Annotated in this window: 15 protein-coding genes, 1 pseudogene and 1 riboswitch; of the genes and pseudogenes, 11 read left to right on the top strand and 5 right to left on the bottom strand. The window is 70.3% G+C overall.

Annotated elements, in window-relative coordinates; genetic code table 11:
• Positions 1-91: 91 nt before the first annotated feature.
• From glyA to gcvT, 3 genes are all read right to left on the bottom strand, one after another.
• The gene (glyA, locus tag OG627_RS08850) at positions 92-1,360 is read right to left on the bottom strand and encodes a serine hydroxymethyltransferase (RefSeq protein WP_329063132.1); all 1,269 of its coding nucleotides are present in this window, start codon (positions 1,358-1,360) and stop codon (positions 92-94) included.
• 16 nt (positions 1,361-1,376) lie between these two features.
• On the bottom strand, positions 1,377-1,754 hold the full coding sequence (gcvH, locus tag OG627_RS08845; RefSeq protein WP_329063129.1) for a glycine cleavage system protein GcvH: 378 nt from the start codon (positions 1,752-1,754) through the stop codon (positions 1,377-1,379).
• 148 nt (positions 1,755-1,902) lie between these two features.
• Positions 1,903-3,060, bottom strand: a complete 1,158-nt coding sequence (gcvT, locus tag OG627_RS08840; protein WP_329063127.1) for a glycine cleavage system aminomethyltransferase GcvT — start codon at positions 3,058-3,060, stop codon at positions 1,903-1,905.
• A gap of 157 nt (positions 3,061-3,217) precedes the next feature.
• Positions 3,218-3,315: riboswitch (glycine riboswitch) on the bottom strand.
• Between the two features lie 190 nt (positions 3,316-3,505).
• On the opposite strand from gcvT, the gene OG627_RS08835 reads away from it, so the two are divergent.
• The 9 genes from OG627_RS08835 to OG627_RS08795 all read left to right on the top strand — a co-directional run bounded on the left by OG627_RS08835 (position 3,506) and on the right by OG627_RS08795 (position 13,468).
• Positions 3,506-4,222 carry an AAA family ATPase gene (locus OG627_RS08835; RefSeq protein ID WP_443073435.1) on the top strand — a complete coding sequence of 239 codons (717 nt, stop codon included), beginning with the start codon at positions 3,506-3,508 and terminating at the stop codon, positions 4,220-4,222.
• Positions 4,223-4,260: 38 nt separating this feature from the next.
• The gene (locus OG627_RS08830) at positions 4,261-4,995 is read left to right on the top strand and encodes an enhanced serine sensitivity protein SseB (protein WP_329063124.1); all 735 of its coding nucleotides are present in this window, start codon (positions 4,261-4,263) and stop codon (positions 4,993-4,995) included.
• 169 nt (positions 4,996-5,164) lie between these two features.
• A complete protein-coding gene (locus OG627_RS08825; RefSeq protein ID WP_329063122.1) occupies positions 5,165-5,959 on the top strand; it encodes an enhanced serine sensitivity protein SseB C-terminal domain-containing protein in 795 nt (264 codons plus the stop codon).
• A 454-nt stretch (positions 5,960-6,413) separates the two neighbouring features.
• A complete protein-coding gene (locus tag OG627_RS08820) occupies positions 6,414-7,406 on the top strand; it encodes an ABC transporter permease (protein WP_329063120.1) in 993 nt (330 codons plus the stop codon).
• 44 nt (positions 7,407-7,450) lie between these two features.
• Positions 7,451-9,211, top strand: coding sequence for an ABC transporter substrate-binding protein (locus OG627_RS08815; RefSeq protein ID WP_329063117.1), 1,761 nt, complete (start codon positions 7,451-7,453; stop codon positions 9,209-9,211).
• A 138-nt stretch (positions 9,212-9,349) separates the two neighbouring features.
• Positions 9,350-10,360, top strand: a complete 1,011-nt coding sequence (locus OG627_RS08810) for an ABC transporter permease (protein WP_329063114.1) — start codon at positions 9,350-9,352, stop codon at positions 10,358-10,360.
• Complete coding sequence (locus tag OG627_RS08805; RefSeq protein WP_329063112.1) at positions 10,357-11,391, top strand: ABC transporter ATP-binding protein; 1,035 nt, start codon at positions 10,357-10,359, stop codon at positions 11,389-11,391. Before OG627_RS08810 ends, OG627_RS08805 begins: the two co-directional genes overlap by 4 nt.
• Positions 11,388-12,629, top strand: a complete 1,242-nt coding sequence (locus OG627_RS08800) for an ABC transporter ATP-binding protein (RefSeq protein WP_443073434.1) — start codon at positions 11,388-11,390, stop codon at positions 12,627-12,629. The genes OG627_RS08805 and OG627_RS08800 overlap by 4 nt, the downstream gene beginning before the upstream one ends.
• 167 nt (positions 12,630-12,796) lie before the next feature.
• Positions 12,797-13,468: a trimeric intracellular cation channel family protein gene (locus OG627_RS08795; protein ID WP_329063110.1), complete on the top strand. Its 672-nt coding sequence runs from the start codon at positions 12,797-12,799 to the stop codon at positions 13,466-13,468.
• Between the two features lie 31 nt (positions 13,469-13,499).
• Here OG627_RS08795 and OG627_RS08790 read toward each other — a convergent pair.
• Positions 13,500-14,374 (bottom strand): annotated as a pseudogene (locus OG627_RS08790) (alpha/beta fold hydrolase).
• Between the two features lie 146 nt (positions 14,375-14,520).
• On the opposite strand from OG627_RS08790, the gene OG627_RS08785 reads away from it, so the two are divergent.
• On the top strand, positions 14,521-15,684 hold the full coding sequence (locus OG627_RS08785; RefSeq protein ID WP_329063108.1) for a cysteine desulfurase family protein: 1,164 nt from the start codon (positions 14,521-14,523) through the stop codon (positions 15,682-15,684).
• A gap of 66 nt (positions 15,685-15,750) precedes the next feature.
• Here OG627_RS08785 and OG627_RS08780 read toward each other — a convergent pair whose 3' ends face one another.
• Positions 15,751-16,461, bottom strand: coding sequence for an N-acetylmuramoyl-L-alanine amidase (locus OG627_RS08780; protein ID WP_329063107.1), 711 nt, complete (start codon positions 16,459-16,461; stop codon positions 15,751-15,753).
• 60 nt (positions 16,462-16,521) lie between these two features.
• Here OG627_RS08780 and mnmA point away from each other — a divergent pair, with 60 nt between their 5' ends.
• A complete protein-coding gene (mnmA, locus tag OG627_RS08775) occupies positions 16,522-17,655 on the top strand; it encodes a tRNA 2-thiouridine(34) synthase MnmA (protein ID WP_329063106.1) in 1,134 nt (377 codons plus the stop codon).
• The last annotated feature ends 9 nt before the right edge of the window (positions 17,656-17,664 follow it).

Raw genomic sequence — 17,664 nt, 5'->3', positions numbered from 1 at the left:
TGGTGCGGAGAGGACGGAATACACGGGGCGGGGCACCGCGCGCACTGTTCCAGTGTGCGCGGTGCCCCGGTGACGCGGGCTGTACGGGTGATTACAGGCCGGGGTACAGCGGGTGCTTCGCGGCCAGCTCGGAGACCCGGCCCGCCAGCGCCTCGCGGTCGAACGCGGGCTTCAGCGCCGCCGCGATGATCTCGGCGACCTCGGTGAAGTCCTCGGTCGTGAAACCGCGGGTGGCCAGCGCCGGGGTGCCGATGCGCAGACCCGAGGTGACCATCGGGGGGCGCGGGTCGTTCGGGACGGCGTTGCGGTTGACCGTGATGCCGACCTCGTGGAGCCGGTCCTCGGCCTGCTGGCCGTCCAGCTCGGAGTTCCGCAGGTCGACCAGGACCAGGTGGACGTCCGTACCGCCGGAGAGCACGGAGACACCGACCTCGGTGACATCCGGCCGGCCCAGCCGCTCGGCGAGGATCCGGGCGCCCTCCAGGGTGCGCAGCTGGCGCTCCTTGAACTCCTCGGTGGCCGCCACCTTGAAGGAGACCGCCTTGCCCGCGATGACATGCTCCAGCGGGCCGCCCTGCTGACCGGGGAAGACCGCGGAGTTGATCTTCTTCGCCAGTTCCTTGGTGGAGAGGATCACCCCACCGCGCGGACCGCCCAGGGTCTTGTGCGTGGTGGTGGTCACGACATGGGCGTGCGGCACCGGGTTGGGGTGCAGGCCCGCGGCGACCAGACCGGCGAAGTGCGCCATGTCGACCATCAGGTACGCGCCGACCTCGTCCGCGATCCGGCGGAACGCGGCGAAGTCCAGCTGGCGGGGGTAGGCGGACCAGCCGGCCACGATCAGCTTCGGACGGGACTCCTTGGCGAGCCGCTCGACCTCGGTCATGTCGACCTGACCGGTCGTGTCGTCCACGTGGTAGGCGACGACGTTGTAGAGCTTGCCGGAGAAGTTGATCTTCATGCCGTGGGTCAGGTGCCCGCCGTGGGCGAGGTTCAGACCCATGATCGTGTCGCCGGGGGAGAGCAGCGCGAACATCGCGGCGGCGTTCGCCTGGGCACCGGAGTGCGGCTGTACGTTCGCGTGCTCGGCGCCGAAGAGGGCCTTCACCCGGTCGATGGCGATCTGCTCGATCACGTCGACGTGCTCACAGCCGCCGTAGTAGCGGCGGCCCGGGTAGCCCTCGGCGTACTTGTTGGTCAGTACGGAGCCCTGCGCCTCCATCACCGCGACCGGAGCGAAGTTCTCCGAGGCGATCATTTCGAGGGTGGACTGCTGCCGGTGGAGTTCGGCGTCGACAGCGGCGGCGACGTCGGGGTCCAGTTCGTGGAGCGAGGCGTTCAGAAGGGAATTCGAAGACATCACAGTCCCTGGGGTGTCAGTTGCCGGAGAACTCTTTGTACTCGTCGGCGGAGAGCAGGTCGCCCGGCTCCTCCGCGACGCGCACCTTGAACAGCCAGCCGCCCTCGTAGGGAGCGGAATTCACCAGCGAGGGGTCGTCCACGACGTCCTGGTTCGTCTCGGTGACCTCGCCGGTCACAGGGGAGTAGAGATCGCTGACGGACTTGGTGGACTCCAGCTCTCCACAGGTCTCGCCCGCGGTCACCGCGTCACCGACCTCGGGGAGCTGGGCGAACACGACGTCGCCGAGGGCGTTCGCCGCGTACTCCGTGATGCCGACCGTCGACACACCGTTGTCGGCGGCCGTCAGCCACTCGTGCTCCTTGCTGTAGCGCAGCTGCTGGGGGTTGCTCATGACCTGAATTCTCCTGTACGCGGGGGTGTGGTGCGGAACAGCCGTCTTACGGACCGAGACGGCGGGGGACGGCGGGTCGTCGGGGACGTCGCGGGACGGCGGGGCGTGGACGGACTCGGCGCGTACGGACGCGACCGGTCCGTCCGTATCACTTCCGGCGCTTGTAGAACGGCAGCGCCACGACCTCGTACGGCTCGTGGGAGCCCCGGATGTCCACGCCGACGCCCTCGGTGCCGGGCTCGGCGTGCCCGGCGTCGACGTAGGCCATCGCGATCGGCCGGCCCAGGGTCGGCGAGGGGGCGCCCGAGGTGACCTCTCCCACCTTCGCCCCCGCGGCGACCACCGGGTAACCGGCGCGCGGCACGCGGCGGCCCTCGGCGATCAGGCCGACCAGTTTGCGCGGCGGGGCGCTCGCGGCGCGCTCGGCCGCCGCCTCCAGGGCCGTACGCCCGACGAAGTCGCCGTCGTTCGACGTCTTCTCGAACTTCACGACCCGGCCGAGGCCCGCGTCGAACGGGGTGAGGCCGGTGGACAGCTCGTTCCCGTACAGCGGCATGCCCGCCTCGAGACGCAGGGTGTCGCGGCAGGACAGCCCGCACGGCACCAGGCCGACGCCCTCGCCCGCCTCGGTCAGCGCCCGCCACAGCCGCTCGGCGTACCGGGGCTCGACGAACAGCTCGAAGCCGTCCTCGCCCGTGTAGCCGGTACGGGCGATCAGCGCGGGGACCCCGGCGACCGTGCCGGGCAGACCCGCGTAGTACTTGAGCCCGTCCAGATCGGCGTCCGTCACGGACTTCAGGATGCCGGCGGCCTCGGGGCCCTGGACGGCCAGCAGCGCGTACGCGTCCCGGTCGTCGCGCACATCGGCGTCGAACCCCTCGGAGCGCGCGTTCATGGCGTCCAGCACCACGCGGGCGTTGGAGGCGTTGGCGACGATCATGTACTCGTCGTCCTGGAGGCGGTAGACGATCAGGTCGTCCAGGATCCCGCCGTCCTCGCGGCAGATCATGGTGTAGCGGGCCCGGCCCACGGCGAGCGCGCCGATGTTGCCGACCAGCGCGTAGTCCAGGAGCGCTCCGGCCGCCGGACCCGACACGGTGATCTCGCCCATGTGGGAGAGGTCGAAGAGGCCCGCGCGGGTCCGCACGGCGAGGTGCTCGTCACGCTCGCTGCCGTACCGCAGCGGCATGTCCCAGCCCGCGAAGTCGGTCATGGTCGCGCCCAGCGCGCGGTGCGTGGCGTCGAGGGCGGTCGTACGGGGGCCGACGGGCGCGGCGGGGGTGCTGCTCGGGGGGACATGGCTCATCGGTGTGGCTCCCAGGGCATGACGGCGAGGACGGTCCTCCCCATCTGTCATCGGAACCTGAGAGGTTCACCACGGCCACACGTACGCACGCGCACGCAGGTCGTGACTTGCACCTTGGGTGGAGCCGCTGTCAGTGCGGCCCGCTTTTCAGATCTGCCTCATCCACGCGGTACGGGGCCTGAGAGATTCAAGGGAGGAACTTGCTCCTTCGGCGCCCGGCGCACACGGTGACCGGGACTCTCCCGCGCGGATTCAAACGGCCGGTATGCAGTTGGCGGGCACATCATCGCACGCATCGGCACGGATCGGGCCCGGGGGCCCCCAACTCGCCCGGCCGGGTGAAAAGCTTGTGCGACATTGCCATTTCTTTACACTTCGTGGGCAAGGGTCGTGCACACGTACCGGGACCAGACCCTGTACGGGCGGGCTGACAGGGGGACGGCGAATGATGTCGCAGGGGTCCGGAACGTATCCGGCGGCCGGCGCGACGGCGCGCGTGCCCGTCCAGCCGGGAGCACCCGCCGGGGACACGATCGCGGATACGGGACCGGGAGCACGGGACGTACGGGACTTACGCGGCCGGCCCGGCCGGGTGCCGCGCACCCTGGTCTTCGCCGCCGGGGACGTGGTGGTCGTCTCCGGGCTGCCCGGCAGCGGCAAGTCCACCCTCATCCGGCGCACCGCGCCGGGCGGCGGGATCGACTCCCAGGACGCCAGGGACCGCTGGGCGCGCGTGCTGCCGCCCTCGCTCCCGTACTCCCTCTACCGCCCGCTCGTACGGCTCGCCCACTACGCGGGCCTGTGGCGCGCGCTGCGCTCCGGCGCGGGCATCGTCGTCCACGACTGCGGTACGCAGAGCTGGGTACGGAGCTGGCTGGCCCGCGAGACCGGCAGGCGCGGCCGGCTGCTCCACCTCCTCCTGCTGGACGTGGAGCCCGAGGTGGCCCGCGCCGGACAGCGCGAACGGGGGCGCGGCGTCTCCCGGTACGCCTTCGCCCGGCACCGCCGCGCGGTGGGCCGGCTCCTCGCCGGCGCCGAGTGCGGACTGCTTCCGGCGGGGTGCGCCTCCGCGGTGCTCCTGGACCGGGAGGCGGCCGGGGCGCTGGAGCGCGTCGTGTTCCGGGGCGCAGCGCCCGGGACCCCGGCGGCCGGTACGCCGTAAGGTGCTTGCCGCAGGGTCGAGGCGGAGGATTGAGGACAGTGAACACAGCATGGCCGGGCAATGAGCTGGAAGAGGTGCTCGCCGCCTCGCTCGGTGTCGAGGGAGCGGGCGCGCGGCTGATCGAGGTGCTCGGGCGCAGCGAGGTCTGGGTGCCGCTGCCCAACGGCGGCGGACCGGACAGTCCCTCGCTCGATCTGCCCACGGTGGAGATCGAGGGTGGCGCCTACGTCCCGGTGTTCAGCTCGGCGGAACAGTTCCGCACCTGCGTCGGCACCCACATGGCCTTCACCGTCGCCCCCGCACGCGACTTCGCCCGGGGCCTGCCGCCGCAGCTCGGCGTCGTGGTCAACCCGGGAGGGCTGGTCGGCATGCCGCTGCCGCCGCTCGCCGTCGCCGAGTTGTGCCGGGCGGGCCGCACCCCGCTCGACGGCCCGGCCAGCGGGGGCCGGGCCAGGCTCTTCGAGCCGGACTGGCAGGAGGACCCGGTGGAGTTCCTCACCGCGGCGGCGGCCGAGTTCGAGGCCGTCGGCGTCGTCCTGTCCGCCCGCCGCGCGCTCGCCAGCGTCGAGGGCGAGCCGCCGGTGCTCTTCGTAGGCGTCCAGCTCTCGTCCTGGGAGGCCGCCGAACGCAACGCCCCGATGGACGCGCTGGGCCGGGCCCTGGGACGGGTGGAGGTCGGCTGGCCGGTGAACCTGCTGCTGCTGGACGTGGCCCAGGACCCCGTGGCTGACTGGCTGCTGACGAAGGTGCGGCCCTTCTACCAGCGCGGGTAGCGGCGCGGGCGGCCACCTCGGTGGCCGCCGAGGAGGCATGGCCTTTCGGCCAGGCGGGATTCTCACCACACCGCCTAAGCTGTTTCCTGGCCGGGCCGCCGCACCGTGTGCCCGGACGGTGCCCGGGGGAGCTGGGCGCATGGTGGATCGACGAGGGGCGGAACCCACAGTGAGCGCGTCAGGCACCGCGGCGGCCGGGCAGGTCGAGCACATGCTGCGTCAGGTGACGCCCGGACGGTACGACGCGTACGAGGCGCTCCTGGAGGCCCTCGCCGACGACAGCGTCTGGATGCTGCTCTGGCACGGCGGGGCCGGCTCGCCCGACGCCCAGTACGGAAACATGGAGATCGACGGACTGGGCTACGCCCCCTGCGTCACCTCCGCCCAGGAACTCGCCGTCAGCGGCTGGACCCGCGCCCACGAGGTGGTCACCGGCCGCGACATCGCCCGCGCCCTCTACCCCGACCGCTGGGGGATCTGGCTCAATCCGCACGCTCCCGGCGGCGGCGTCGGCATCCCCTGGCTCGACCTGCGCCGCATCGCCACCGGCCTGGACCGGATGCCCGCGGGACCGCTGCGCCTCTCCGAACCGGCCGTACCGCTCGCGCAGTTCTACGCCCTGCTCACGCAGAACGCGCACCGCACGCCCGCCGTCCGCTCGCTGCGCCGCACCTGGGTGCAGCCCGCGCTCGGCGTGCCGTACCTCGCGATCGGCCTCGATCTGTACGACACGAGTCCCGCCTCCGTCGACTCCGTGCACGCGATGATGCGGCAGTCGGTCGCCGCCGTACCGGACGGGCTGCCGGTCTCCACCGTCGCGATGTCCGACGAATACGACCCGGTAACAATGTGGCTGCGCTCCAACTCCCGTCCGTTTTACGACCGCGAGGCCCACGCGGCGCCCGCGGGACCGGACCGCGCACCCGGATACGGCTATCCGCTGCCCGGCCCCGGCGGCTACTGAGCGCGCCGCGCCCCGGACGTCCGGGGCGCGGCGGATCGGCCGCGCACAAGGTCTGGACCTGCGGTCTTGCCGGGTGTCGAACACTGGGGAGACAGGAGTTCGGGGTGGCCGGATGGGTTGGTTGCGCAGGGCATGCGGGTAGCTGGGCGGCATGACCGATCTGGTGGATTAGTCACCCACATCGTCCGTTGAGCCGAAAACCGTGTCCGGATAACGGTAACCCTCTTATCGCATCACGTTTGAGCAACCATTCACCGTGAGGGCTGGCGGGTGATCGCTTCGTGGTTGAAGACTCCGTGCAGCAGGTGGCCTCGGCACGTACTAGTGTGCGATGCGCTCCAAGAAGCAGTCCCCCGGGATCTAGGGGGACCACTGTGCGAAATCTGAAGTGAACGAGCCGCTACAGCGGCGGTCATGGGCCGGCCACCGTCGGCCGAGAGGGGTCTCCAGCGCAATGACGGCACCTATCGAGACCACCGGATCGGCGGCGCCGCCGGAAGCGGTGCTGGAAGGCGCCGGGGTCAAGCAGATCGAGGGCCGCTCGCTCGGCCGGATCGCGTGGACGCGTTTCAAACGGGACAAAGTCGCCCTGGTCGGCGCGCTGATCGTGATCCTCCTGGTCCTTGTCGCCGTACTTTCCAAGCCGATCCAGTCGGTCTTCGGGCTCGACCCCAACGCCTTCAACCAGGACCTGGTGGACCCCACCCTGCTGGCGCCCAAGGGCAGCTTCGGCGGGATCAGCTGGGACCACCCGCTGGGTGTCGAGCCGCAGACCGGCCGCGACATCCTGGCCCGCATCATCGAGGGCTCCTGGGTCTCCCTGGTCGTCGCGGCCGGTTCCACGATGCTCTCCGTCGTCATCGGCGTCGTGATGGGCGTGGTGGCCGGGTTCTACGGCGGCTGGGTCGACAGCGCGATCAGCCGCATGATGGACACCTTCCTCGCCTTCCCGCTCCTGCTGTTCGCGATCTCCATCTCGGCGTCGCTCCAGGGCAGCGCGTTCGGCCTCGAAGGGCTCTCCCTGCGCATCGCGGTGCTGATCTTCGTCATCGGCTTCTTCAGCTGGCCGTACATCGGACGCATCGTGCGCGCGCAGACCATGAGCCTGCGCGAGCGGGAGTTCGTGGAGGCCGCCAGGTCGCTGGGCGCCCGCGGGCCGTTCATCCTCTTCCGGGAGCTGCTGCCGAACCTGATCGCGCCGATCCTGGTCTACGCGACGCTGCTGATCCCCACCAACATCCTCTTCGAGGCGTCCCTGAGCTTCCTCGGCGTCGGCATCGCCCCGCCGCAGGCCTCGTGGGGCGGCATGCTGTCCACCGCGGTCGACCTCTACCAGGTCGACCCGATGTTCATGATCATTCCTGGCATGGCGATCTTCATCACCGTGCTGGCCTTCAATCTGCTGGGGGACGGGCTGCGTGACGCACTCGACCCCCGTGGCAAGTAATCGCGGCCCTGCCGCACCGGTCAATCGAGGGGGCTTTCCTCAGGATGAACAGCAGAAAGACAGCATCGGCCATCGCGGTCACGCTGGCGGTGGCGCTGGGTGCGACCGCCTGTGGCAGCGGTGACAGCAAGGACAAGGACGGCAATGGGGGCGGCAGCGCGAAGGCCGATGCCGGACTGAGCAGCATCGTCAACGCGAGTGACAAGAAGGGGGGGACGGTCACGTACGAGCACTCCAGTGGCCCGGACTCCCTGGACCCGGGCAACACGTACTACGGCTGGGTGCAGAACTTCTCCCGCCTGTACGGCCGTTCGCTCGTGACGTTCAAGCCGGCGGCGGGCAAGGAGGGCCTCACGGTCGTTCCCGACCTGGCCACCTCGCTCGGCAAGGGCAGCGCGGACGCCAAGACCTGGACCTACACGCTCCGCAAGGGCGTCAAGTTCGAGGACGGCACCGAGGTCACCTCGAAGGACGTCAAGTACGCCATCGAGCGCTCCAACTTCGCGCCCGAGGCCCTGTCCAACGGCCCGACGTACTTCAAGGCCTACCTCGACGGTGGCGACAAGTACAAGGGTCCGTACAAGGACAAGTCCAAGGACGGTCTCAAGTCCATCGAGACGCCGGACGACTACACGATCACCTTCAAGCTGAACAAGCCGTTCGCGGACATGGACTACCTCGCGGCGTTCTCGCAGACCGCTCCGGTCCCGCAGAAGGCCGACAAGGGCGCCGAGTACGTCCAGAAGATCGTGTCCTCGGGCCCGTACAAGTTCTCGTCGTACAGCGAGAGCCGCGGCGCGACCCTGGTGCGCAACCCCGAGTGGGACGCCGCGTCGGACCCGATCCGCAAGGCCCTGCCGGACAAGATCGACCTGAAGTTCAACGTCAACGCCTCGACGATCGATGAGCACCTGCTCAACGACACGATCACCGCGGACATCGGCGGCACCGGCCTCCAGTCGAAGACGCAGCCGAAGGTGCTCGTCAAGCCGGCGGAGAAGGCCAAGACGGACAACCCGTACGCGGGTGCCACCCAGTACCTGGCGATCAACGTCAACGTGAAGCCGTTCGACAACGTCGAGTGCCGCAAGGCCGTCCAGTACGCCGTGAACAAGGCCGGCATGGTCGACTCCATCGGTGGTTCGGTCAAGGGCGAGCCCGCGACGACGCTGATCCCGCCGTCGGTCGCCGGTTACAAGAAGTTCGACCTGTACCCGTCCGCCGGCAACAAGGGCGACGAGGCCAAGTCGAAGGAGGCCCTGACCGCGTGCAAGCAGCCGAAGGGCTTCAAGACCAACCTGACCGCGCGCTCGGACCGTCCCGATGAGGTCACCGCGGCCACCCAGCTCCAGGAGAGTCTGAAGAAGGTCGGCATCACCGCCGACATCAAGACCTTCCCGAGCGACAAGTACTTCACGGACTTCGCCGGTTCGCCGAAGTGGGTGCACGACAACAAGGCCGGCCTCATGATGATGGCCTGGGGTGCCGACTGGCCGACCGGCTACGGCTTCCTCGACCAGATCGTGAACGGTTCGGCCATCAAGCCGTCCGGTGGCACGAACCTGATGGAGCTGAACGACCCGAAGATCAACAAGGCGCTGACGGACGGTATCGGCACGCTCGACACCGACGCCCGCGGCAAGATCTGGGGCGAAGTGGACCAGATGGTCGCCGAGAACGCCTCGGTCGTCCCGCTGTTCTACCGCAAGAACCTGCTCTACCGCCCGGAGTCGGCGACCAACGTCACCGTCGCCGAGTCCTACCTCGGCATGTACGACTACACGCTGATGGGCTCGTCGAAGTAGTAACGCCCTGTGGCCTGCCTTCCGGGCCTCGTAACACCTCGTAACACCTGTACATCAAAACAGCACCCCCCGAAAGGCAGGTGAAGGTGCCGGGTCGTGCGGGCGTACCCCGCTCGCACGACCCGGCACCGCACGGCTGTGGCTGCGTACATCATCCGACGCGTCTTCGCCGCGGTGTTGCTGCTGCTGGTGGTCAGCGCAGTCACGTTCGCGATTTTCTTCCTGGTGCCCCGCCTCGGCGGGCAGACGACCGACTCACTGGCCGCCCAGTACGTCGGTAAGGGAGCCGACCCCGCCTCCGTCGCCGCGATCAAGGCGAACCTGGGGCTGGACGATCCCCTCTACCTTCAGTACTGGCACTTCATCAAGGCCATCGTGGTCGGCGCCGAATACAACTTCGGCCCCAACCCCTCGATCTGCAACGCCCCGTGCTTCGGCTACTCGTTCAAGACGCATGTCGAGGTCTGGCCCGAGATCGTCCAGCGCATACCCGTGACCCTGTCGCTCGCCGTCGGCGCGGCTGTCATCTGGGTCCTCTCCGGTGTCGCCATCGGCGTGCTCTCGGCGCTCAAGAAGGGCTCGATCTTCGACCGCCTCGCCATGGGCGTCGCCCTGGCCGGCGTCTCGCTGCCGATGTTCTTCACCGGCATGGTCTCCCTCGCCCTGTTCAGCTTCCACTGGACGATCTGGGAGAACGTCGAGTTCGTACCGTTCACCCAGAACCCCGGTGAATGGGCCTGGAACCTCCTCCTTCCCTGGTGCACCCTCGCCTTCCTGTACTCCGCGCTCTACGCGCGGCTCACCCGGGCGGGCATGCTGGAGACCATGGGCGAGGACTACATCAGAACCGCGCGGGCGAAGGGCCTGCGGGAGCGCAACGTGGTCGTCAAGCACGGCCTGCGCGCCGCGCTCACCCCGCTCGTCACCATCTTCGGCATGGACTTCGCGCTGCTCCTGGGAGGCGCGGTCATCACCGAGACCGTCTTCTCCTTCCAGGGCATGGGCCAGTACGCCATCCAGGGCGTGACCAAGAGCGACCTGCCCATCGTGATGGGTGTGACCATGGTCGCGGCCTTCTTCATCGTTGTATGCAATCTGCTGGTGGACCTCGTGTACGCCGCGATCGACCCCCGGGTGAGGCTCTCATGAGCGACGCGAGCAAGAAGTTCCTCTCCGTACGGGACCTGCGCATCCACTTCGACACCGACGACGGCCTGGTCAAGTCCGTCGACGGCGTCAGCTTCGACCTCGAAGCGGGCAAGACCCTCGGCATCGTCGGCGAGTCCGGCTCGGGCAAGTCCGTGACGTCCCTGGGCGTCATGGGCCTGCACAACTCCGACCGGGCCAGGATCTCCGGCGAGATCTGGCTGGACGGCGAGGAGCTGATCGGCGCCGGACCCGAGCGGGTGCGTCAGCTGCGCGGCCAGAAGATGTCGATGATCTTCCAGGACCCGCTGTCGGCGCTGCACCCGTACTACAGCATCGGCGCGCAGATCGTGGAGGCGTACCGCGTCCACAACGCCGTCGACAAGAAGACGGCCAAGAAGCGCGCCGTCGAGATGCTGGACCGGGTCGGCATCCCCGAGCCCGCGCGGCGCTACAACGACTACCCGCACCAGTTCTCCGGCGGTATGCGCCAGCGCGCGATGATCGCGATGTCCCTGGTCAACAACCCCGAGCTGCTGATCGCCGACGAGCCGACGACCGCGCTGGACGTGACCGTCCAGGCGCAGATCCTCGACCTGATCCGGGACCTCCAGAAGGAGTTCCACTCGGCGGTCGTCATCATCACCCACGACCTGGGCGTCGTCGCCGAGATCGCGGACGAGCTGCTGGTGATGTACGCCGGCCGCTGCATCGAGCGCGGCAGCGCCGAGAAGGTCTTCTACCAGCCGCAGCACCCGTACACCTGGGGTCTGCTCGGCTCGATGCCCCGGATCGACCGTGAGCAGACCGAGCGGCTCATTCCGGTCAAGGGAACCCCGCCCAGTCTGATCAACGTCCCGTCCGGCTGCGCCTTCCACCCGCGCTGCCCGTACGCCGACGTCCCCAAGGACAACCTCACCCGTACCGAGCGTCCCAATCTGCGGGAGATCACCGACGGGCACTTCTCCGCCTGCCACATGTCGAAGGCGGAGCGGGAACAGATCTGGACCGAAGAGATTGCGCCGAAGCTGTGACTGAGCTGACGAAGAAGATTCCGGAGCAGGTCGCGACAGGCGAGGCCGCGGCGGGCGGGGCGTCGGACGGGCCCGAGCCGATCCTCAAGGTCACCGGCCTGGTGAAGCACTTCCCGATCACCAAAGGGGTGCTGAAACGCAAGGTCGGCGCCGTCCAGGCCGTCGACGGGCTGTCCTTCGACGTCCGCCCGGGGGAGACCCTCGGCGTCGTCGGTGAGTCGGGCTGCGGCAAGTCGACCATGGGCCGGCTGATCACCCGGCTGCTCGAACCGACCGGCGGCAAGGTCGAGTTCGAGGGCAAGGACATCACCCACATGTCCGCCGGGGCGCTGCGACCGCTGCGGCGCGACATCCAGATGATCTTCCAGGACCCGTACGGGTCGCTGAACCCGCGCCACACCATCGGCGGGATCGTCTCCACCCCCTTCAAGCTCCAGGGCATCGAGCCCGAGGGCGGCGTGAAGAAGGAGGTGCAGCGGCTGCTGGAGCTGGTGGGCCTGAGCCCCGAGCACTACAACCGCTATCCGCACGAGTTCTCCGGCGGTCAGCGCCAGCGCATCGGTATCGCGCGGGCGCTGGCGCTCAACCCGAAGCTGGTCGTCGCCGACGAGCCGGTCTCGGCGCTGGACGTGTCGATCCAGGCGCAGGTGGTGAACCTGCTGGACGACCTCCAGGACGAGCTGGGTCTGACGTACGTGATCATCGCGCACGACCTGTCGGTCATCCGCCATGTCTCGGACCGGATCGCGGTGATGTACCTCGGCAAGATCGTCGAGCTGGCCGACCGAAAGTCGCTGTACGAGTCGCCGAAGCACCCGTACACGAAGGCGCTGCTGTCGGCGGTGCCGGTGCCCGACCCGAGCAGGCGCGGTGGCAAGAGCGACCGGATCCTGCTCAAGGGCGATGTGCCGTCACCGATCTCGCCGCCGAGCGGCTGCCGGTTCCACACCCGGTGCTGGAAGGCGACGGAGGTCTGCAAGACGACCGACCCGCCGCTGATCCAGCTCGCGCCCGGCCACCAGGCGGCCTGCCACCACCCGGAGAACGCGCCGGACCAGCGGCCGCAGGACACGGTTTCGGTGGCGGCGCGCGAGACGGTGGAGCTGGCCGAGCCGGGTGCGAGTGCGGGAGCGGGAGCGGGTACCGGGAAGCCGGCGGCCGAGACCGCTGCGGACGCCGGGGAGCCGGACGCCGGGACCGCCGGTACTCAGGACGCCGGGGAGCCGGACAAGAAGTAGGCGCTTCGGGTAGAGAGCGAGCGCTCTGCCACGGAGCGGTGCGAGCGCTCTGCCACGGAGCGGAGTGAGCACGGGACCAGGGACGCACGACATCGGCCTTCGCGGCCGGTCTCGTGCGTCCCTGGTCCCGTTCCGCGGTGTCCTCGCCGCACCGGCACAATGTCCGGGTGCTCCACGACCTTTTCACCCCCTCCGTCCAGCACGCGCTCGACCTCGTCGGCATCTTCGTCTTCGCGATCTCCGGCGCCCTGCTCGCCGTCCGCAAGAACTTCGACGTCTTCGGCATGGCGGTGCTGGCCGAGATCACCGCGCTGGGCGGCGGACTGCTGCGCGATCTGATCATCGGCGCTGTGCCGCCCGCCGCCTTCACCGACCTCGGCTACTTCTCCATGCCGCTGGTGGCGACCGTGCTGGTCTTCTTCCTGCATCCGCACGTCGAACGCATCCAGGGCGCGGTCAATGTCTTCGACGCCGCCGGGCTCGGCCTCTTCTGCGTCACGGGCACCACCAAGGCGTACGAGTACGGTCTCGGCCTCACCTCCTCCGTCGTGCTCGGCCTGGCCACGGCGGTCGGCGGCGGGGTGCTGCGGGACGTGCTCGCCAACGAGGTGCCCTCGCTGCTGCGCTGGGACCGCGACCTGTACGCCGTACCGGCCATCGTCGGCGCCTCGATGGTGGCGCTCTGCATCCGCTTCGAGGCGCTGAACGGGCTGACCAGCACCCTCGCCGTGCTCACAGCGTTCGCTCTGCGGCTGCTCGCGATGCGGTTCCACTGGCGGGCGCCGCGGGCCTGGAACCGGCGCTCGGCGGCGGCCGAGGAGGAGGGGGCCGGAGGGTGAGAGATGCCGAGCGGTCAGCGGGCCGTGGCCGTCAGCTGGCCGTGGCCGTCCGGGCCGCGGCCGTCCGGCCTTCGGCCAGGAAACGAGCCACCGCCGCGGTGAGTTCCGCGGGGGCGTCCTCCTGGACGAGATGGCCGGCACCCGCCAGCAGCCGTAGCTCCGCGCCAGGAATGAGCGCCGCCAGTTCGCGTCCCCTGGCCGGCGGGATCCAGCTGTCCTCCTCGCCCCAGCAGATCAGCACAGGCAGCTCCAACTCCCCGTAGCGGTCCTGGATCTCGTCCGTGAACCGCTGGTCGTTCTGCTCGATCTGCCGGTAGAAGGCGGGCTGTCCGTCCGCCCCGCACCAGTCGTCCGTCAGCCGGTCCAGGACGTCCGGCGCGAGCCCCGGTGGCTCCCCGAGGAGAGGTACTCGCGCACCAGCGCCCGGTGCAGAGCCGCGGGCAGCCGGCCGAAGACCTCGCCGTGCCGGCCGAGCAGCCGGTACGTGGGGGAGCCCCAGGGCGCCAGCGCCACCGGATCGACCAGCGCCAGCCGCTCGTACCGGACGCCGTGCAGCAGATAAGCGCGGAGCGCGACGCAGCCGCCGAAGTCGTGGGCGACGACGCGGGGCGCGGCCGGGCCCCGGTCCAGCCCCCAGTGGCCGAGGAGCTCGGTGAAGACCCGCGCCTGGGCGGCCAGCGACACGTCCTGGTCCGGGCTCCGCTCCGACGCGCCGTATCCCGGCATGTCCCAGACCAGCACCCGGTGGTCCTGGGCGAGGGCGCGCGCGACGGCGCGCCAGACGTACGAGGAGAACGGCGTCCCGTGCAGCAGCACGACGGGCGGCAGTTCCGGCGAGCCGAGTTCGGCCCACCGCACGGCGCCGGAAGAGCTGGGGAAGGTGCGGTCGAGCATCCACGCTGTCATGACCGTAAAGCTAGACGCTACTGTCGCATCCGGGCAAGAGCACCGCTGGACGACGGGGTGGCGCGCGCGGCGGTGCGCGGTTCGCGCGGCCCGTCCCCGGGCCTGCTGCGAGCGCGTCCGCCCGCGCTCGTAGAATCGTGCGCACCATGGCTTATCTCGACCACGCCGCGACCACTCCGATGCTGCCGGAGGCGATCGAGGCGATGACCGCCCAGTTCCGCCTCGCCGGCAACGCCTCCTCGCTCCACGCCGCCGGGCGCCGGGCCCGCCGTACCGTCGAGGAGGCCCGCGAGACGCTCGCGGAGGCCCTCGGCGCGCGGCCCAGCGAGGTGGTCTTCACGTCGGGCGGCACGGAGGCGGACAACCTCGCCGTGAAGGGCCTGTACTGGGCCCGCCGCGCCGCCGACCCGGCCAGGACCCGGGTGCTGGCCAGCCCCGTGGAGCACCATGCCGTCCTCGACGCCGTGGACTGGCTCGCCGAGCACGAGGGCGCGACCGTCGAATACCTGCCGGTCGACTCGCACGGCCGGGTGGCGCCCGAGGCGCTGCGCGCGGCCGTCGAGCGGAACCCCGACGATGTCGCGCTCGCCACCGTCATGTGGGCCAACAACGAGATCGGCACCATCCTGCCGATCAGGGAACTCGCCGAGGTGGCGGCGGAGTTCCGGATTCCGCTGCACTCCGACGCCGTTCAGGCGTTCGGCCAGACGGAGCTGGACTTCGGTGGATCCGGGCTCGCCGCGATGACCGTCAGCGGCCACAAGATCGGCGGCCCCTACGGCATCGGCGCGCTGCTGCTCGGCCGCGAGTACACCCCCGTACCCGTCCTGCACGGCGGCGGCCAGGAGCGCCATGTGCGCTCGGGCACCCTCGACGTGCCCGCGATCGCCGCCTTCGCCGTCGCTGGACGGCTCGCCGCCGAGCGGCGCGAGGAGTTCGCGCGGGACATCGGCGTGCTGCGGGACCGGCTGGTGGCCGCCGTACGGGACGTGGTGCCCGACGCGGTCCTCGGCGGCGACCCGGACAACCGGCTGCCCGCCAACGCGCACTTCAGCTTCCCCGGCTGCGAGGGCGACTCCCTGCTCCTGCTGCTCGACGCCCAGGGCATCGAGTGCTCGACGGGCTCCGCGTGCACGGCCGGGGTGGCGCAGCCCAGCCATGTCCTGCTGGCCACCGGCAGCGACCCCGACCTGGCCAGGGGCACCCTGCGGTTCTCCCTCGGCCACACCTCCACTCCGGCGGACGTCGAGGCGGTCGCGCAGGCGATCGGACCTGTGGTGGCCCGTGCCAGGAGCGCGGGCCTGAGCTGACGGCCGACGGGGGAGCGGGCGAGGGGCCGCGGGCGCGTGGCCGCCGGCGGTGAGCGGGCGCGGCGGTCACTCCGCCGGTGCGGTCTCCTGGCGGGCGTACGCCTCCCGTACGTACCTCATGTACCGGTTCCAGTCCCAGCCCTTCCCCGGGTCCGTGTGATCCGTGCCAGGGACCTCGACATGCCCGACGATGTGCTCGCGGTCCACCGGTATCCCGTACCGGTGGCATATGTCGGCGGTGAGCCGCGCGGAGGAGCGGTACATCGTGTCCGTGAAGGACTCCGGCCGCTCCACGTACCCCTCGTGCTCGATCCCGATCGACCGCTCGTTGTAGCCGCGGTCGCCCGCGTGGTACGCCACGTCCAGCTCGCGGATCATCTGTGCCACATGGCCGTCCTTGGCCACCACGTAGTGCGCGGCAGCGCCGTGAGCGGGATCCTTGAAGACCTGGAGCGCCACCGCGTAGCTGCCCTGGACGACATGGATCACGACGCGGTCGATCCGGTAGTCGTCGGGGCGGTCGGCCATCTGCCAGTTCGCGGACGAGGCGGCGGCCCACTCGGCGGGGATGTAATCCAGCTCACCCTCCTTGCGCGGCTTGTGCCCCACGGACAGTTTCCGCCAGACCCACGACAGCTCGTCGCGCGCCAGCACACCGCCGCCGAGCACCGTGGCGGCGCCGCCGATCAGCACCGCCCTGCGGGTGGCCTTCGGGCCGTCGGCGGACGCGCGCCGACGCGTGCCGCGACTCCCGGTACCCCGTGATTTCTCGCCCATATGATCGTCAACGCATTCTCGCGCGAATGTGGTTCCCCCGGGCCGTACCCTGGTTGGGCTATGACTCAGAATTCCCAGCGCACCCGCCCGCTCCGCGTACTCGCCGCCATGTCCGGCGGCGTGGACTCCGCCGTCGCCGCCGCCCGTGCGGCCGAGGCGGGCCACGACGTCACCGGAGTGCATCTGGCGCTCTCCGCGAATCCGCAGTCCTTCCGCACCGGCGCACGCGGCTGCTGCACCATCGAGGACTCCCGCGACGCGCGCCGCGCCGCCGATGTCATCGGCATCCCGTTCTACGTATGGGATCTCGCCGAACGGTTCCGCGAGGACGTGGTCGAGGACTTCGTCGCCGAGTACGAGGCGGGCCGCACCCCCAACCCGTGTCTGCGCTGCAACGAGAAGATCAAGTTCGCCGCGCTGCTCGACAAGGCGCTCGCCCTCGGCTTCGACGCCGTGTGCACGGGCCACTACGCCACGGTCGTCACCGCCCCCGACGGCGGCCGCGAGCTGCACCGGGCGAGCGACATGGCCAAGGACCAGTCCTACGTTCTCGGGGTGCTGGACGAGCGCCAGCTCGCGCACGCGATGTTCCCCCTGGGCGACACCCTGACCACCAAGGACGAGATCCGCGCCGAGGCCGAGCGCCGGGGCCTCGCCGTGGCGAAGAAGCCCGACAGCCACGACATCTGCTTCATCGCCGACGGCGACACCCAGGGCTTCCTGGCCGACCGGCTCGGCCGCGCCGAGGGCGACATCGTCGACGAGTCGGGTACGCGGATCGGCAGCCACGACGGCGCCTTCGGCTTCACGATCGGCCAGCGCAAGGGCCTGCGCATCGGCCACCCGGCCGCCGACGGCAAGCCGCGCTACGTGCTGGACATCTCGCCCGTCGACAACACCGTCACCGTCGGCCCCGCGGCCGCCCTCGACGTCACCGCCCTGACCGCCCTCAAGCCCCGCTGGTGCGGCACCGCCCCGGCCGGCCCCGGCGAGTACACCGCCCAACTGCGCGCCCACGGCGACGAGACCCCGGTCACGGCCGAACTCACCGACGGCACCCTCCACGTCCGCTTCGACGCACCGGTCCGCGGCGTCGCCCCCGGCCAGGCGATCGTCCTGTACGACGGCACCCGCGTCGTCGGCTCGGCGACGATCGCGACGACCCAGCGGCGGACGGGCGCGCTGGCGGGCTGAGCGCGGGGA

It is taken from the genome of Streptomyces sp. NBC_01429, assembly GCF_036231945.1.
Lineage (GTDB): Bacteria > Actinomycetota > Actinomycetes > Streptomycetales > Streptomycetaceae > Streptomyces.
Note: the sequence above shows the minus strand (reverse complement) of the source record. Positions and strands in the feature narration are given on the sequence as shown.

What these genes read in the sequence shown, in the direction of transcription:
- OG627_RS08835 (WP_443073435.1), top strand. Translation starts at nt 3,506, where the DNA reads ATGATGTCGCAGGGGTCCGGAACGTATCCGGCGGCCGGCGCGACGGCG.
- glyA (WP_329063132.1), bottom strand. Translation starts at nt 1,360, where the DNA reads ATGTCTTCGAATTCCCTTCTGAACGCCTCGCTCCACGAACTGGACCCC.
- mnmA (WP_329063106.1), top strand. Translation starts at nt 16,522, where the DNA reads ATGACTCAGAATTCCCAGCGCACCCGCCCGCTCCGCGTACTCGCCGCC.
- gcvT (WP_329063127.1), bottom strand. Translation starts at nt 3,060, where the DNA reads ATGAGCCATGTCCCCCCGAGCAGCACCCCCGCCGCGCCCGTCGGCCCC.
- OG627_RS08805 (WP_329063112.1), top strand. Translation starts at nt 10,357, where the DNA reads ATGAGCGACGCGAGCAAGAAGTTCCTCTCCGTACGGGACCTGCGCATC.
- OG627_RS08820 (WP_329063120.1), top strand. Translation starts at nt 6,414, where the DNA reads ATGACGGCACCTATCGAGACCACCGGATCGGCGGCGCCGCCGGAAGCG.
- OG627_RS08815 (WP_329063117.1), top strand. Translation starts at nt 7,451, where the DNA reads ATGAACAGCAGAAAGACAGCATCGGCCATCGCGGTCACGCTGGCGGTG.
- gcvH (WP_329063129.1), bottom strand. Translation starts at nt 1,754, where the DNA reads ATGAGCAACCCCCAGCAGCTGCGCTACAGCAAGGAGCACGAGTGGCTG.
- OG627_RS08785 (WP_329063108.1), top strand. Translation starts at nt 14,521, where the DNA reads ATGGCTTATCTCGACCACGCCGCGACCACTCCGATGCTGCCGGAGGCG.
- OG627_RS08780 (WP_329063107.1), bottom strand. Translation starts at nt 16,461, where the DNA reads ATGGGCGAGAAATCACGGGGTACCGGGAGTCGCGGCACGCGTCGGCGC.